The organism is Gilliamella sp. Occ3-1 (assembly GCF_001690655.1).
In the GTDB taxonomy this organism is placed as follows: Bacteria; Pseudomonadota; Gammaproteobacteria; order Enterobacterales; family Orbaceae; genus Gilliamella; species Gilliamella apicola_P.
This window is the reverse complement of the sequence record NZ_LZHQ01000009.1, coordinates 1-16,370: the sequence shown is the minus strand read 5'-3', so window position 1 is coordinate 16,370 and position 16,370 is coordinate 1. Positions and strand designations below refer to the sequence as shown.

At 36.3% G+C, this 16,370-nt stretch carries 14 protein-coding genes and 1 rRNA gene; 11 read left to right on the top strand and 4 right to left on the bottom strand.

The genetic code is table 11. The annotated features are described in order from the left end of the window. Nucleotides 1-3 precede the first annotated feature (3 nt). The 9 genes from A9G43_RS02860 to A9G43_RS02820 all read left to right on the top strand — a co-directional run bounded on the left by A9G43_RS02860 (nt 4) and on the right by A9G43_RS02820 (nt 11,078). On the top strand, nt 4-957 hold the full coding sequence (locus tag A9G43_RS02860; RefSeq protein WP_065606468.1) for a beta-ketoacyl-ACP synthase III: 954 nt from the start codon (nt 4-6) through the stop codon (nt 955-957). Between the two features lie 35 nt (nt 958-992). Then, entirely contained in the window at nt 993-1,928 is a 936-nt protein-coding gene (fabD, locus tag A9G43_RS02855; RefSeq protein ID WP_065606466.1) for an ACP S-malonyltransferase, read from the top strand. A 19-nt stretch (nt 1,929-1,947) separates the two neighbouring features. Further along, on the top strand, nt 1,948-2,682 hold the full coding sequence (gene fabG / locus A9G43_RS02850) for a 3-oxoacyl-ACP reductase FabG (protein WP_065606464.1): 735 nt from the start codon (nt 1,948-1,950) through the stop codon (nt 2,680-2,682). 150 nt (nt 2,683-2,832) lie between these two features. Beyond that, nucleotides 2,833-3,066, top strand: coding sequence for an acyl carrier protein (gene acpP / locus A9G43_RS02845; RefSeq protein ID WP_034910452.1), 234 nt, complete (start codon nt 2,833-2,835; stop codon nt 3,064-3,066). A 162-nt stretch (nt 3,067-3,228) separates the two neighbouring features. After that, complete coding sequence (fabF, locus tag A9G43_RS02840; RefSeq protein WP_065606462.1) at nt 3,229-4,473, top strand: beta-ketoacyl-ACP synthase II; 1,245 nt, start codon at nt 3,229-3,231, stop codon at nt 4,471-4,473. Nucleotides 4,474-4,738: 265 nt separating this feature from the next. Beyond that, nucleotides 4,739-5,830, top strand: a complete 1,092-nt coding sequence (locus A9G43_RS02835) for a glycerol dehydrogenase (protein WP_065606460.1) — start codon at nt 4,739-4,741, stop codon at nt 5,828-5,830. Nucleotides 5,831-6,008: 178 nt separating this feature from the next. Beyond that, nucleotides 6,009-9,488 (top strand): DNA polymerase III subunit alpha, encoded by a 3,480-nt coding sequence (gene dnaE, locus A9G43_RS02830; RefSeq protein ID WP_065606458.1) that lies wholly within the window; start codon nt 6,009-6,011, stop codon nt 9,486-9,488. A 247-nt stretch (nt 9,489-9,735) separates the two neighbouring features. After that, nucleotides 9,736-10,695: an acetyl-CoA carboxylase carboxyl transferase subunit alpha gene (gene accA, locus A9G43_RS02825; RefSeq protein WP_065606456.1), complete on the top strand. Its 960-nt coding sequence runs from the start codon at nt 9,736-9,738 to the stop codon at nt 10,693-10,695. A 14-nt stretch (nt 10,696-10,709) separates the two neighbouring features. Further along, a complete protein-coding gene (locus A9G43_RS02820) occupies nt 10,710-11,078 on the top strand; it encodes a diacylglycerol kinase (protein ID WP_065606454.1) in 369 nt (122 codons plus the stop codon). Nucleotides 11,079-11,138: 60 nt separating this feature from the next. On the opposite strand, the gene A9G43_RS02815 is transcribed toward A9G43_RS02820, so the two are convergent. Genes A9G43_RS02815 through metK form a run of 4 tightly spaced genes read right to left on the bottom strand, consistent with a single transcriptional unit; the run spans nt 11,139 to nt 14,245 of the window. Continuing rightward, entirely contained in the window at nt 11,139-11,981 is an 843-nt protein-coding gene (locus A9G43_RS02815) for a 23S rRNA (adenine(2030)-N(6))-methyltransferase RlmJ (protein WP_065606452.1), read from the bottom strand. Further along, complete coding sequence (locus tag A9G43_RS02810) at nt 11,975-12,592, bottom strand: hypothetical protein (RefSeq protein WP_065606450.1); 618 nt, start codon at nt 12,590-12,592, stop codon at nt 11,975-11,977. The genes A9G43_RS02815 and A9G43_RS02810 overlap by 7 nt, the downstream gene beginning before the upstream one ends. Before the next feature lie 14 nt (nt 12,593-12,606). Next, nucleotides 12,607-13,110, bottom strand: coding sequence for a SprT family zinc-dependent metalloprotease (locus A9G43_RS02805; RefSeq protein ID WP_065606448.1), 504 nt, complete (start codon nt 13,108-13,110; stop codon nt 12,607-12,609). After that, on the bottom strand, nt 13,094-14,245 hold the full coding sequence (metK, locus tag A9G43_RS02800) for a methionine adenosyltransferase (protein WP_065606446.1): 1,152 nt from the start codon (nt 14,243-14,245) through the stop codon (nt 13,094-13,096). Before metK ends, A9G43_RS02805 begins: the two co-directional genes overlap by 17 nt. Nucleotides 14,246-14,435: 190 nt before the next feature. On the opposite strand from metK, the gene murI reads away from it, so the two are divergent. Together murI and A9G43_RS02790 are read left to right on the top strand one after the other, a co-directional pair. Then, nucleotides 14,436-15,260, top strand: coding sequence for a glutamate racemase (gene murI, locus A9G43_RS02795; RefSeq protein WP_065606444.1), 825 nt, complete (start codon nt 14,436-14,438; stop codon nt 15,258-15,260). A 382-nt stretch (nt 15,261-15,642) separates the two neighbouring features. Continuing rightward, nucleotides 15,643-16,370, top strand: a 16S ribosomal RNA gene (locus A9G43_RS02790); the annotation flags it as partial.

Sequence of the window (16,370 nt, the reverse complement as noted above, 5' to 3'; positions counted from 1 at the left end):
TAGATGTATACAAAGATATTAGGAACTGGGAGTTATCTTCCAAAACAGATAAGAACTAATGCAGATCTTGAAAAAATGGTTGATACCAGTGATGAATGGATCACAACGCGTACTGGTATTAAAGAAAGACGTATCGCAGCGCCAGATGAAACTGTAACAAGTATGGCTTATGAAGCTGCTATAAATGCAATTGAAATGGCCAATATCGATAAAGAAGAAATCGGTATGATTATTGTTGCAACAGCAACTTCGGTCAATGCATTTCCAAGTTCAGCAACAGAATTACAAGCTAAATTAGGTATTGGTGATGTCGTTGCTTTTGACGTGTCAGCTGCTTGTTCTGGGTTTATTTATGCGCTTGATATTGCTGACAAATATGTTAAAAGTGGTGCAATTAAAAATGCTTTAGTTGTTGGTTCTGACATGTTAACCCGTGGTGTTGATCCAAATGATCGAGGCACCATTATCATTTTTGGGGATGGTGCAGGAGCGGTTGTTGTCGGCGCATCAGAAGAACCAGGTATTATTGCTTCGCATCTTCATGCTGATGGTCGTTATGGTGATCTATTAAAATATCCATATGTTGATCGCCGTAATATGAATGATCCTGTTTATATGACAATGCATGGCAATGAAGTGTTTAAAGTGGCAGTTAAAGAGCTGTCAAATTTGGTTGACGAGCTTTTAACTGAGAACACGCTCAACAAAGCAGATTTAGATTGGTTAGTCCCCCATCAAGCTAATTTAAGAATTATTTCTGCAACCGCAAAACGCCTAGATATGGATATGAATAAAGTTATTGTCACATTAGATAAGCAGGGTAATACTTCTGCTGCTTCTGTGCCTTGTGCTTTAGATGCAGGTGTAAGAGATGGACGAATTCAACGAGGCCACCTAATTTTATTGGAAGCCTTTGGTGGCGGATTTGTTTGGGGATCTGCACTAGTTAGATTTTAGTTTATGAAGTATTTTTAATGATCAAGGATTTAAGAATGACCAAATTTGCAATGGTATTTCCAGGACAAGGCTCTCAAGCTGTCGGTATGTTAAAAGATCTTGCTGATAATTTTCCGATTGTCAAATCAACATTTGATGAAGCTTCTGATGTGTTAGGTTATGATTTGTGGGATTTAGTACAAAAAGGCCCAGTTGAAGAACTAAATAAAACATGGCAAACACAACCAGCACTACTTGCTTCATCTGTTGCAATATTTAGAGTCTGGCAAAGTGTTAATGGTACTCAACCCGATTTTATGGCAGGTCATAGTTTAGGCGAATATTCTGCTTTAGTTTGTGCAGGTGTGATTGATTTTAAAGAGGCGATTAAATTAGTCGAATTACGCGGAAAATTAATGCAAGAAGCCGTGCCAAGTGGCACAGGTGCAATGTATGCTATTATTGGATTAGATAACGAATCAATTAGCAAAGCATGTGAACAAGCGGCTCAAGGGCAGATTGTTGCGCCAGTGAATTTTAATTCACCTGGCCAAGTAGTTATTGCTGGTAATAAGGAAGCTGTTGAACGTGCAGGCTCACGATGTAAAGATGCGGGTGCTAAGCGTGCATTATCGCTTGCTGTAAGCGTGCCATCACATTGTGCGTTAATGAAGCCAGCAGCTGACAAATTAGCCACTACATTAAATGATATTGAATTTAACACACCAAAGTTTGCTGTTATCAATAATGTTGATGTTAAAGTTGAAACATCTGCAGAAAAAATTAAAACTGCATTAATTGCTCAGCTTTACAGCCCTGTACGTTGGACTGAAACTGTTGAGTATATGGCAAAACAAGATGTAAAACTTTTAGTTGAAATGGGGCCAGGGAAAGTATTAACTGGATTAACTAAACGTATTGTTGATACACTTTCTGGTCTTGTGGTTAATGATAAAGTATCATTAGAAACGGCATTAGAAAACACAAAGTAAAATGGTAAAAGAGGTGGTTATGAACCTATCAGGAAAAATTGCTTTAGTTACGGGCGCAAGTCGTGGAATTGGTAAAGCAATTGCAGAAAAATTAGTCGCTTGTGGCGCAACTGTTATTGGTACGGCAACAACAGAAAAAGGTGCTGAAGCTATTAGCCATTACTTAGGATCAAATGGTAAAGGTTTTGCTTTAAATGTGACTGATGAGACATCAATTGAGTCGGTTATGGGTGCAATTAAGGCTCAATTTGGTGATATTGATATTTTGGTTAATAACGCAGGTATTACTCGTGACAATTTATTAATGCGAATGAAAGAAGACGAATGGCAAGATATTTTGGATACAAATTTAACATCTGTTTTTCGCTTATCTAAAGCATTATTGCGCACAATGATGAAAAAACGCTATGGAAGAATTGTAACCATTGGCTCAGTAGTAGGCACAATGGGAAATGCTGGCCAAGCTAACTATGCGGCAGCTAAAGCTGGATTAATTGGTTTTAGTAAATCGTTAGCACGTGAAGTTGCATCACGAGGTATTACTGTTAACGTGGTTGCACCTGGTTTTATTGCAACTGATATGACGGATGCATTAACTGATGAACAAAAATCTTTAACATTAGCACAAGTTCCTGCTGGAAGATTAGGTGAACCAGCAGAAATAGCTAATGCAGTAGCATTTTTAGTATCAGATGAAGCATCTTATATTACTGGTGAAACTTTACATGTCAATGGTGGCATGTATATGGTGTAATTGGTTAGAATAGTGTAAAATGAGCCATTATTTTAACGTTTTGAACAAAAACTAAGCAATTGGGTTGGAAAATGATTGGCATCTTTTTCAACATTTTATAAAATTACTTTCACCGCCACTTTCGGCGATTTTTATAGGAAAAAAAAGAGTATGAGCACTATTGAAGAGCGAGTTAAGAAAATTATTGTTGAGCAACTTGGTGTAAAAGAGGAAGAAGTTAAAAACGAATCTTCTTTCATTGAAGATCTTGGCGCTGACTCTCTTGACACAGTTGAATTAGTTATGGCTTTAGAAGAAGAATTTGATACTGAAATTCCTGATGAAGAAGCTGAAAAAATTACAACTGTTCAATCTGCAATTGATTATATTACTGCAAATCAATAAGGTTAGTAGAGTTTTCATGATAGGCGGTCAAATGATCGCCTAGTTCGTATTTATATCTTTAATTATTAAATTAAAGATAACTTGGTATAAATCTGTAGAAAACTCAAAATAAAATTTTTTCAATGATTCAAATTTCATTTCAAACCTTTCCTGGAGGGCAATGTGTCTAAACGCAGAGTTGTTGTAACTGGAATGGGCATGATATCTCCTGTAGGTAATACAGTTGAATCCACTTGGCAAGCTTTATTAGCTGGGCAAAGTGGTGTTGGACTCATAGAACACTTTGATACAGCCCCTTTCGCAACGCGCTTCGCCGCGGTGGTTAAAAACTTTAATGGTGAAGATTATAATATTTCACGCAAAGATGCACGTAAAATGGATTATTTTATCCAATATGGTGTTGCTGCGGGTATGCAGGCAATGCAAGATGCTGGCATTGAAATCACGAATGAAAACGCAGAACGAATCGGTTGTGCTATAGGTTCTGGTATTGGTGGACTTGGGTTGATTGAAGAAAACCACAGTGCATTAGTAAATGGTGGACCACGCAAAATTAGCCCGTTTTTTGTACCATCAACAATTGTTAATATGATTGCGGGTCATTTATCTATTATTTATGGATTAAAAGGACCGAGTATTACTATTGCAACAGCTTGTTCTTCAGGTGTTCATAATATTGGTCATGCAGCACGCATGATTGCTTATGGTGATGCTGATGCGATGTTAGCTGGTGGTGGCGAAAAAGCGAGTACTCCATTGGGTATTGGTGGTTTTGGTGCAGCTCGTGCTTTATCAACTAACAACGACAATCCTAAAGCAGCAAGCCGACCTTGGGATAAAGATCGTGATGGTTTTGTGTTGGGTGATGGTGCAGGAATTATGTTCTTAGAAGAATATGAACATGCCAAAAAACGTGGAGCTAAGATTTACGCTGAACTAGTTGGATTTGGTATGAGTGGTGATGCTTATCATATGACTTCGCCTCCAGCCGGTGGTAGTGGTGCGGCCTTAGCAATGAAATGTGCGCTACGCGATGCAGGTATTACTCCAGAACAAGTTGGTTATATTAATGCTCATGGTACATCGACCCCTGCTGGTGATAAAGCTGAAACTCAAGCGGTAAAAAGTATTTTTAAAGAAAATGCTAGTAAAGTGATGGTAAGTTCAACCAAATCTATGATAGGGCATTTATTAGGTGCTGCTGGTGCGGTTGAATCAATTTTTACTGTCTTAGCATTGCGTGATCAAGCTGTTCCGCCGACAATTAATCTTGATAATCCTGATGAAGACTGTGATCTTGATTATGTTCCTCATACAGCGCGTCAGGTTAAGAATTTAGAATATGCACTTTGTAACTCTTTTGGTTTTGGCGGAACCAATGGTTCGGTACTATTTAAAAAAATATAATTTTAAATTATTATCCCATCACTAAAAGTGGTGGGAATTATTTATCTCTTATTCATCTCTTATTTATGTATTGTTAATAATAATTCATTTTATTAAATAAAAATGTGGCATATTCCTCATTTTTTCAACATTATATTTGGTAAATTGGATGTTAAAGCATATTTTATATTTATATCCATACCAACAAATATTTTTTCTCCTTAATTGAAGACGATATGTTTAGTGTATGCTCAAGTTTTATTTTCACATTTTAGGAGCTACAATTATGATAACTACTGCAGTTTTTCCCAACCGTTATATTCAAGGTTTCAAAGCAATTGAAAATTGTTTAGGGCAAGAGTTAGTAAGACTTGGCAAAAAAGCTCTACTGCTTGAAAGTCCATCCGCACATAAAAATCTATCCGGTGCAATTGATACATCATTAAAAGGTAATATTGAATTTATTGTTGATATTTTTAATCGTGAATGTAGTGATGAAGAGATAGCCAGAATTATTCAGATAGTAAAAATAGAACATATTGATATTATTGTTGGTATTGGTGGTGGAAAGACCATTGATACAGCCAAGGCTGTTGCTGGCACACTGAATTTTCCTTGTGTGGTTGTGCCAACACTAGCGTCAACTGATGCACCTTGTAGTGCATTATCGGTTATTTATACACCAACTGGTGAGTTTGAACGCTACTTTTTATTGTCACGCAATCCTGATCTTGTTTTAGTTGATTCTGATGTTGTTGCTAAAGCGCCAGTACGATTTTTAGTTGCTGGAATGGGTGATGCTTTAGCAACTTGGTTTGAAGCAGAAGATTGTCGCCAATCTAGAGCTGGCAATATGACAGGACGTCCTGGACCGATTTCAGCATTTGCATTGGCGAGATTTTGTTTTGATGTATTACTAAAATATGGTGTGCAAGCTAAAAAGGCGTGTGAGCAAAAAATCGTTACTCCTGCACTGGAACATGTGATTGAAGCTAATACTCTTCTTTCTGGGCTTGGTTTTGAAAGTGGCGGGTTGTCTGCTGCCCATGCCATTCATAATGGCTTTACTGTATTAGAAGCAACACATGATTATTGGCATGGAGAAAAAGTAGCAATAGGTACTTTGGCAATGTTAATGTTAATCGATAGTGATCCAGATATGATTGAAACTGTATATAATTTCTGTGAATCTGTCGGTTTACCAACCACGCTGGCTGAAATTGGCTTAGCTAATGTCAGTGATAAAGACTTGATGAAAGTCGCTATATTAGCATGTGCTGAGAACGAGTCAATTCACAACTCTTTAGCCGAAATAAACCCAAATACAGTTTTTGCCGCTATCAAAGCGGCAAATGCAGAGGGATTACGTCGTAAATAGTTTTGCGCTTTTTAGATTAATAGTGCTAACTTTAAATTCACTCTTGTTGGTTGTTTACATCGAGAGTTTTACTTTTCTTACATTTTATTGTAAGTTCGTATATGTAAAGAGAATAAGAATATTCTTCTTGCCTGTGTTATAATTCAAAGCTAATTTTATCGCTTCATTTCTGGTAATTATGGCAGAACCAAAATTTATTCATCTTCATTTGCATAGTGATTTCTCTATGATTGATGGAATTGCTAAGGTAGGTGCATTAGTAAATGAAATGAGCAAGTTGCAGATGCCTGCATTTGCAATCACTGATTTTACTAATCTTTGTGGACTGGTTAAGTTTTACGGCTCAGCAATGTCAAAAGGTATTAAACCTATCATTGGTGCAGATCTCGCTATTAGAAGTTCTCAATTGCCTGATGATATTTATCATCTAACTCTGTTAGCAGCTAATAATCAGGGATATCAAAATCTTACTTTATTGATTTCTAAAGCCTATCAACGAGGATACATTGGAGATTTGCCTGTTGTTGATAATGAGTGGTTAATTGAGCATCGAGAAGGGTTAATTGTATTAGCTGGGCGAGAAAGTGATATTGGTATCGGTATTGTTCGCAATAATCAAACTATTATTGAGCATGCTATTAATTTTTACTTTGAAAATTTTAATGAGCATTTTTATTTTGAACTAGTACGGACTAAACGAACCAACGAAGAGCTTTTTATTCATAGTGCAGTAAAATTGGCTGAACAGTATCTGTTACCCGTGGTTGCTTCTAATGATGTTCGCTTTTTAAAATCTTCAGATTTTGAGGCTCACGAAATTCGTGTTGCTATTCATGATGGAAATACACTAGAAGATCCTTCCAGACCTAAAAATTACTCAACAGAGCAATATTTACGATCTGAACAGGAAATGTGTGAACTATTCTCTGATATACCAGAAGCGCTTGAAAATAGTGTTGAAATAGCAAAACGCTGTAATGTAACCATCCGGTTAGGTGAATATTTTTTACCTAAATTTCCTACTGGTGATATGTCGACCGAAGATTTCTTGGTGCATAAATCGCGTGAAGGTTTAGAAGAAAGACTTGAGTTTTTATTTCCTGATCCAGAAGTTAGAAAGCAAAGAAGATCTGAATACGATAAGCGTTTAGAAACAGAATTAACGGTTATTAATCAGATGGGTTTTCCTGGATACTTTCTAATTGTTATGGAATTTATTCAATGGTCGAAAGATAATGATATTCCTGTGGGACCAGGGCGTGGTTCAGGCGCGGGTTCACTAGTTGCGTATGCTTTAAAAATTACCGATTTAGACCCACTGGCGTTTGACTTACTTTTTGAACGATTTTTGAATCCGGAACGTGTTTCAATGCCTGATTTTGATGTCGACTTTTGTATGGAAAAGCGAGATCTAGTAATTGATCACGTTGCTGATATGTATGGTCGTGATGCGGTCTCTCAAATTATTACTTTTGGAACTATGGCGGCTAAAGCGGTAATCAGAGATGTTGGCCGAGTACTTGGACATCCTTATGGTTTTGTTGATAGAATTTCCAAATTAATTCCATTAGATCCAGGAATGACATTGGCTAAAGCTTTTGAAGTTGAACCTCAACTTCAGGAGTTATACGATAATAATGAAGAAATTAAATCATTAATTGATATCGCACGTCAATTAGAAGGCGTAACTAGAAATGCAGGTAAGCATGCTGGGGGGGTTGTCATTTCCCCAACTAAGATTACAGATTTTTCGCCAATTTATTGTGATCCAGAAGGAAATCACCCAGTAACCCAGTTTGATAAAAATGATGTTGAATATGCAGGTCTTGTTAAATTTGACTTTTTAGGACTAAGAACATTAACCATTATTGATTGGGCAATCAAAATGATTAATGAACGTCAGTTAAGAGATGGTAATAAACCAGTCGATATTACTCGAATTCCTCTTGATGATCAGCCGTCATTTGATTTGTTATTGAAAGCTGAAACAACAGCTGTGTTCCAACTTGAATCTCGAGGTATGAAAGACTTAATAAGGCGATTAAAACCTGACTGTTTTGAGGATATGATCGCTTTAGTTGCTTTATTTAGACCAGGTCCGTTACAATCAGGCATGGTAGACAACTTTATTGACCGTAAACATGGCAGAGAAGAAGTGTCCTATCCTGATATAAAATATCAACATGAATCATTAAAACCTATCTTAGAACCAACATACGGTATTATTTTGTACCAAGAACAAGTTATGCAAATTGCTCAGACTTTGTCCGGTTATACCTTAGGTGGTGCGGATTTATTACGCCGAGCTATGGGGAAGAAAAAACCTGAGGAAATGGCAAAGCAACGCTTTGTCTTTAAAGGAGGTGCCGAAAAGCAAGGTATCGATGGTGAGCTTTCCATGCGCATATTTGATTTAGTGGAAAAATTTGCCGGTTATGGTTTTAATAAATCCCATTCAGCAGCTTATGCGCTTGTTTCTTATCAAACATTATGGTTAAAAACTCACTATCCAGCAGAATTTATGGCTGCAGTTATGACTGCCGACATGGATAATACTGATAAAATTGTCGGTTTAGTTGATGAATGCTTACGGATGGGATTAAAGGTTAACCCTCCAGATATTAATAGTGGCCTTTATCACTTTCATGTGAATGATAAAGGTGAGATTGTTTACGGGATTGGGGCTATAAAGGGTGTCGGTGAAGGGCCTATTGAGGCAATTGTTGAAGCACGTAATAGTGGTGGATATTTTAAAAATATATTTGAACTTTGTGCTCGAACAGATATGAAAAAGATCAACCGCCGTGTACTTGAAAAACTTACTATGGCAGGGGCATTTGATAAATTAGGTCCTCATAGAGCGGCTATTTTGCATAGTATCAATGACGCAATGCAGGCAGCAGATCAATATGCAAAAGCTCAAAATATTGGTCAAGAAGATATGTTTGGAGTCTTAGCGGAAGAACCTGAGCAAGTTGAGCATGCTTATGCTGCGGTACCTGAATTACCCGATCAAGTTTTACTTGATGGCGAGCGTGAAGCTTTAGGACTTTATTTAACAGGGCATCCTGTAACGCAATATTTAAAAGAATTAAATCGTTATACAGGTGGATTACGAATTAGTGAAGCATCTCCGACAGGTTGGGGAAAAACAGCCACTTTTGCTGGTATTGTTACTGATGCTAGGACTCGAATTACTAAAAAAGGTAAAAAAATTGGTTTGTTTACTTTGGATGATCGTTCTGGCCGTATTGATGGTATGCTTTTTGCGGAATCATTGGAAAGTTTTGGACATTTACTCGTAAAAGATAAGATCTTAATTGTTACAGGCCAAGTTAGTAATGATGATTTTAATGGTGGTTTTAAAATGTCAGTGCGGGATATTGTTGCTCTAAAAGATGCCCGAGCTAAATATGTAAAAGGACTGTCCATTACATTAACTGAAAGTGAAGCAAATCAAGCGATATTGCAGCGTTTACAACAACTTTTAGAACCTTATCGCCATGGTAGTGTGCCTGTCAACTTATATTATCACCGAGATGATTCGGTTGTTATGATTCAATTCGGCACGACATGGAGAGTTATTCCAGAGGACGCTCTGATTGTTGAATTAAAGACACTTATTGGCATTGATCGTATTGAATTTGAGTTTGAATAAGAAAATAAACTTATTAATAGTAGTATAGTTGATTAATTGAATTTATTAAATAAATGATGTTACTTTAATTATATGTAAGTGGTATAAAATTTGGGATAGTTGAAGTCTAATAATATAAATTTAAGTGACTTTAATGAGCATTACATAGTAGAATTGGATTAGTTTTATTTTAAGAATTAGCTAGTATACTGTATTAGATGTGTATTTTTTAAAATACCAAATAAATTAAGAGGCAATTACAAGCGTTATGAACAATTTTTTGGAATTTGAAAAGCCAATAGCGGAATTAGAAGCAAAAATTAATTCCTTAAAGAATATTGATTCGCAACAAGTTGAATTAGATATTAATTTAGATAAAGAGATTAAGCAATTACATAAAAAAAGCCGTGAATTAACAAAAAAAATATTTGCTAATTTAACACCTTGGGAAATTGCGCAACTTGCAAGACATCCAAATCGTCCTTATACATTGGATTATCTGAAAGAAATTTTTACTGATTTTGATGAATTAGCTGGTGATAGGGCTTATGCTGATGACAAAGCAATTGTTGGTGGAATAGCTCGTATTGATGGAAGATCTGTGGTGGTTATTGGGCATCAAAAAGGTCGAGAAACAAAACAGAAAATTTACCGAAATTTTGGTATGCCTGCTCCAGAAGGGTATCGAAAAGCTTTACGATTAATGCAATTAGCGGAGCGTTTTAAATTACCAATTATTACTTTTATTGATACTCCAGGCGCTTATCCTGGTATTGGTGCCGAAGAGCGAGGTCAAGCAGAAGCTATTGCTCGTAATTTAAGAGAAATGTCACGTCTTAAAGTACCAACTATTTGTACAGTAATTGGAGAGGGAGGCTCTGGGGGCGCTCTTGCTATTGGGGTTGCCGATAAAGTTAATATGCTTCAATATAGTACTTACTCTGTTATATCGCCAGAAGGTTGTGCTTCGATTTTATGGAAAAGTGCTGATAAAGCACCAGTTGCAGCTGAAGCTATGAATATGACTGCAGATAAATTACTAAAATTGAATCTTATTGATTCAATTATACCTGAGCCACTGGGCGGTGCCCACCGTGATTATGCTGTTGTATCTAATTCACTCAAAATACAGTTACTTAGTGATCTTGATGAACTTGAAAGTATGGACTTATCTGTATTACTAGAAAGAAGATATCAACGCTTGATGAACTATGGCTACGTAAGGTAATTTGGAATATTGTAATGAAAAAATCGACAGGTTTACTACGTATCCTTAAGGCAGCAAAATATTCTTTAAAAGGTTTGAAATCAGCTATCAAATATGAAGCCGCATTTCGCCAAGAATTAATTCTATTAATTGTGGCTTATATTATTGTAATGCTAGTCGATTTTTCTATTTATGAACGTATTTTATTACTTGGTTCAATTGGAGTTGTGATGATTACTGAGTTAATAAATAGTGCAATAGAGTGTGTAGTTGATCGGATTGGTTCTGAAAGGCATGATTTATCTGGCCGAGCAAAGGATTATGGCTCGGCTGCTGTATTTTTGTCGTTATTATTGACTATTATCTTGTGGATTTATCTATTTTCTTGTCACTTTTCATCATAATTTTTTATTTGAACGTAGGTTTTCCGGAAAGTTTTTGACAATAATTTAATTACCTAAAAACTATTCAGAAACTAGTTCTCTAATGATGAAATTTCCTGTTTGTTCAACGTTTAAAGTTGTTTTTAGCCATGGCAAAATTGTATGCATTTGTTCGTGTAATTTCCATGGAGGATTAATTACTATCATTCCTGATGCTGTCATGCCTTTTTGGTCATTATCAGGCTTTATTGCCAGCTCAAATTGTGAAATTCGTTTTATGCCTAAATTAATAATATTATCAATCATTTTTTGAGTTTGTGTACGAGATACCACAGGATACCAAATTAAGTAAACACCTGTTGCAAAACGTTTATATGCTTCAAATAATGCTGCAGGGATTTTTTGATAATCGTCTTTAATTTCATAAGAAGGATCAATCAATATTATTCCACGACGAGATAGTGGAGGTAACTTTGATTTTAATTGGGAAAATCCATCTTCACGTAAAACTTTTGTTCGTTTATCTTTACTAAATTCTTGTTTTAATAAAGGGTAATCAGTTGGGTGTAACTCTGTAAGGTTGAGCTTGTCTTGTTCACGTAATAATTGCTTGGCAATTAATGGTGAACCTGGATAATATTTTATTTCCTCAAAAGGATTATAGCGTCTTAGTACCGATATATATGTATTAAGCAATTCAGGAATATTAGATTGTTGCCATAGTAAATTAATTCCTGATAAATATTCACCCGTTTTTTCTGCATGCTCACTTCTTAATAGATATCGTCCAGCCCCCGAGTGTGTATCTAAATATAAAAAAGGCTTTTCTTTTTCCTTTAATGATTCAATACATAACGTTAAAACTATATGTTTTAATACATCTGCATGATTTCCTGCATGGTAACTGTGGCGGTAGCTTAGCATAGGGAATCTACTCTCTTTTTTTCATTTTTTTGCATATAAAAGGTTATTAAGGATAAACAAAGAAGACAAGGGATTTCCATTAATTCTTCAATGAGATCTTTTCGCTCTTTTGTTATAACTAGAAATTCATGTCCAATACGGCGATGTTCTGCAATATCAGCTATACCTAAGAATAAAAAAGCAAAGAATATATGCCAAACTGGTATTTTTTCGTATTTGTAGCGACGAGCAATTTCTCGGCGAATCGTGGGTAAAAATATACTTAGTATTGGGATCGCTATTAATATACTAGCAATGATTTTATAATAGAAACGAGGTACCTCAGGGAAAAAGTCTCTTCCCCAACTAATTCCTCGACCAAAAAGCATAAACCACCAGAAAATTGTCCAAACCCAAAATCTATAAAGCTCAGAATGTTCAGATACTCGTTTTGCATAATAATAGGTATAACAGCACATAAATAATAAGAAGAGAGATTGAATATGTTCAATCACTACAACCGTCATTCCATTGTATAAAGGTATAAACCAATTTCCCGTAATATAAAGGATAATGCCAAGAGTGATAATTAATAACGAACTTTTGTAAAAATGAAAATCTAATTTACACATACAATATCTTATTATTAAAAAGCGCTTTTAAGTTTCAGTATAGTACCGCATTTACGACATAAATAACTAGTTTTATTCTTTTGAATTTTGTTGTGTCTTATCGAAGTTAAGTGATGTTGTTGACAATTGCAGTAGTATAAATAAGTATTGTGTTGAATGGAAAAACGGTGAGTTGTCACAGGGCTTTTTTCTAATATTTCTGACATAATATATTGCCATTCTTTGCCATGTGGTTTTACTTTGCCAAACTTTTTAAACACAATAAGATGAGCTAATTCGTGAGGCACAACTTCCTCAATAAATTGAGTACCATTATCTAGCAACATAATCGAATTAAGTTGAATTTCCCAACGTGTTAAAAAGGCACTACCAGCAATACTGCCTTTGGGTTTATAAATGATCTTAGGTTCTTTATATTGAGAATGTAGACGTTGATTGGCTTGCATTAAGTGAGTTCTTAAACAAGCCATAGTTTGATTATGTAAATAAATTGGTATGCGTTTATAGTCCTGCTGCATCACGTAGTAGTGCCGCTTTATCAGTTTTTTCCCAAGGGAATATATCTCGACCAAAATGACCGTAACTTGCAGTTTGTTGATAGATCGGTTGAATTAGATCAAGCATTTGGATCAATCCATAAGGCCTTAAATCAAAGAATTCTTTAATAAGCGATACAATTTTATCGTGATGGATTTTTTCTGTGCCGAAAGTATTGACATAGATTGATGTAGGATTGGCAATACCAATTGCATAAGATATTTGTAATTCACATCTGTCAGCAAGTCCTGCAGCAACAATATTCTTTGCAACATAGCGTGCGGCATAAGCTGCTGAGCGGTCAACTTTTGAAGGATCTTTTCCAGAAAAGGCTCCACCACCATGATGAGCTGCTCCACCGTACGTATCGACAATGATTTTTCGTCCAGTTAGTCCACAGTCTCCCATAGGGCCACCAATAACAAAACGCCCAGTAGGATTAATAAAGTATTTTGTCCTAGATGTTAACCATTCGGCTGGTAATGTTGGTTTAATGATTTCTTCCATGACAGCTTCATGTAATGCTTTTTGCTCAATACCTTCTGAATGCTGAGTTGATAAAACGATTGTATCAATACCTTTTATCTGACCGTCTTGGTAAATTAATGTGACTTGGCTTTTTGCATCAGGTCTTAACCAAGGAAGTGTACCATTTTTTCTAACTTCTGCTTGGCGGCACATTAAGTCATGAGCATAGCTTATAGCAGCAGGCATTAGATTTAGCATTTCATTTGTAGCATAACCAAACATAATACCTTGGTCACCAGCACCTTGCTCTAGAGGATCGTTTCGATCAACTCCTTGATTGATATCCGGAGATTGTTTACCAATAGCATTAAGCACAGCACATGAATTTGCGTCAAATCCCATTTCTGAACTGGTATATCCAATATCATTAATTGTTTTTCGAGTTAATTCTTCGATGTCTACCCAAGCTGAAGTAGTGATTTCACCACCCACTAAAGCCATACCTGTTTTTACATATGTTTCGCAAGCAACACGTGCTTTTGGATCTTGTTTTAAAATTGCATCAAGTACAGCATCAGATATCTGATCGGCAATTTTATCTGGATGACCTTCTGAAACAGATTCGGAAGTAAATAGAAATTCTGACATAGAATACCTTCTTGACTTAATTTTTGTATAAGTATATCTAGTTATTTTAGCAGTTTTACCGTCTAGACGTCTAGTCCATATTTTATGGAACTAAATGCAACATTAGCTTAGGTAAAATACTTGCATTAATTTTTAATCGATTTACGATATGACGCGTTTCTAATTTATTACTTAATGTCTTATAGCTAAAATGAATATCGTAAAACAATCGCCTTCAGTGTTAGTATTTGATTCAGGTATTGGTGGTCTATCTATTTATAATGAAATTTACAATAAAATACCTAATGCACACTATATCTATGTATTCGATAATGAGATGTTCCCTTATGGAGATAAATCATCAGAGTTTTTAATTAATAGAGTGAACTCTGTCATTGAGGCTGTTACTAAATTTTATCCAATTGATTTAGCAGTTATTGCTTGCAATACAGCTAGTACTATTTGTTTGCCTAGTTTGCGTGCTAAATTTTCTTTTCCTATTATTGGTGTTGTACCAGCGATTAAACCAGCTAGCTTACTTACTAAAAATAAATGTATAGGATTATTAGCTACAAAAGCAACAGTTGAAAGAACTTATATAGCCGATTTAATAAAGCAATTTGCCTCGCACTGTACTGTTAAATTGTTAGGTTTATCTGAATTAGCACTCATAGCCGAAAATAAATTACAAGGTATTAGTGTAGATATGAAACAGTTAAAAGAACTAATGCAACCTTGGCTTGGACTACAAATAATCCCCGACACAATAGTGCTAGGTTGTACGCATTATCCTTTTATTAAAACAGAATTACAGACGCTTTTTCCTCAGGTGAGCCTAATAGATTCAGGTTATGCGATTGCAACAAGGGTCTGTAATTTACTAAATGATAAATATAATCTGGACCAAATAATTCCTTCTGCGTCCGAAAATATTGTATTAAGTACAGTTTATACTCAGTCTATAGAAAAGTTGATTAAAAAATTATCTGATTATAATCTTAATAAATATCATGACATTAAAGTTCATGGGGGTTAAAACTTGCGCGACTAGATAACTATTTTATCTTTTTTGCTTGCACAAAAATTTTAAGCCCCTATAATGCGCATCCACTGACACGCAGTCAGCGACAAGCAGGCGGAGAGTTGGTGGTAAAGTGAGATCAAAAAAATTTAAAAAAGATCTTGACGAATAAAAAGGTGTAGCGTAGTATACGCAACCCTTGAGACAGAGAACTAAGTCAACGAAAAGTTGATGAGGAATATAAGCTGTCAGCTCTTTAAAAAGAAGAAACAGACAATCTGTGTGGGCACTTGCGAGACAAAAGATTAAAGTCTACGGACTAAAAAATTAAGTCTTGATAAGTGACACTGAAGATTCATTTGAATATGTCAGAGACAGTTATTGAGCATCAAACTTTAAATTGAAGAGTTTGATCATGGCTCAGATTGAACGCTGGCGGCAGGCTTAACACATGCAAGTCGAACGGTAACATGAGTGCTTGCACTTGATGACGAGTGGCGGACGGGTGAGTAAGGTATGGGGATCTGCCGAATGGAGGGGGACAACAGTTGGAAACGACTGCTAATACCGCATAAAGTTGAGAGACCAAAGCGTGGGACCTACGGGCCATGCGCCATTTGATGAACCCATATGGGATTAGCTAGTTGGTGGGGTAAAGGCTCACCAAGGCGACGATCTCTAGCTGGTCTGAGAGGATGACCAGCCACACTGGAACTGAGACACGGTCCAGACTCCTACGGGAGGCAGCAGTGGGGAATATTGCACAATGGGGGGAACCCTGATGCAGCCATGCCGCGTGTATGAAGAAGGCCTTCGGGTTGTAAAGTACTTTCGGTGATGAGGAAGGTGATGTATCTAACAGGTGCATTAATTGACGTTAATCACAGAAGAAGCACCGGCTAACTCCGTGCCAGCAGCCGCGGTAATACGGAGGGTGCGAGCGTTAATCGGAATGACTGGGCGTAAAGGGCATGTAGGCGGATAATTAAGTTAGGTGTGAAAGCCCTGGGCTCAACCTAGGAATTGCACTTAAAACTGGTTAACTAGAGTATTGTAGAGGAAGGTAGAATTCCACGTGTAGCGGTGAAATGCGTAGAGATGTGGAGGAATACCGGTGGCGAAGGC

Bases quoted from the DNA above. Each gene is read 5' to 3' on its own strand.
- A9G43_RS02860 (WP_065606468.1), top strand. From the start codon at position 4: ATGTATACAAAGATATTAGGAACTGGGAGTTATCTTCCAAAACAGATA.
- fabD (WP_065606466.1), top strand. From the start codon at position 993: ATGACCAAATTTGCAATGGTATTTCCAGGACAAGGCTCTCAAGCTGTC.
- fabG (WP_065606464.1), top strand. From the start codon at position 1,948: ATGAACCTATCAGGAAAAATTGCTTTAGTTACGGGCGCAAGTCGTGGA.
- acpP (WP_034910452.1), top strand. From the start codon at position 2,833: ATGAGCACTATTGAAGAGCGAGTTAAGAAAATTATTGTTGAGCAACTT.
- A9G43_RS02835 (WP_065606460.1), top strand. From the start codon at position 4,739: ATGATAACTACTGCAGTTTTTCCCAACCGTTATATTCAAGGTTTCAAA.
- dnaE (WP_065606458.1), top strand. From the start codon at position 6,009: ATGGCAGAACCAAAATTTATTCATCTTCATTTGCATAGTGATTTCTCT.
- accA (WP_065606456.1), top strand. From the start codon at position 9,736: ATGAACAATTTTTTGGAATTTGAAAAGCCAATAGCGGAATTAGAAGCA.
- A9G43_RS02820 (WP_065606454.1), top strand. From the start codon at position 10,710: ATGAAAAAATCGACAGGTTTACTACGTATCCTTAAGGCAGCAAAATAT.
- A9G43_RS02815 (WP_065606452.1), bottom strand. From the start codon at position 11,981: ATGCTAAGCTACCGCCACAGTTACCATGCAGGAAATCATGCAGATGTA.
- A9G43_RS02810 (WP_065606450.1), bottom strand. From the start codon at position 12,592: ATGTGTAAATTAGATTTTCATTTTTACAAAAGTTCGTTATTAATTATC.
- A9G43_RS02805 (WP_065606448.1), bottom strand. From the start codon at position 13,110: ATGCAGCAGGACTATAAACGCATACCAATTTATTTACATAATCAAACT.
- metK (WP_065606446.1), bottom strand. From the start codon at position 14,245: ATGTCAGAATTTCTATTTACTTCCGAATCTGTTTCAGAAGGTCATCCA.
- murI (WP_065606444.1), top strand. From the start codon at position 14,436: ATGAATATCGTAAAACAATCGCCTTCAGTGTTAGTATTTGATTCAGGT.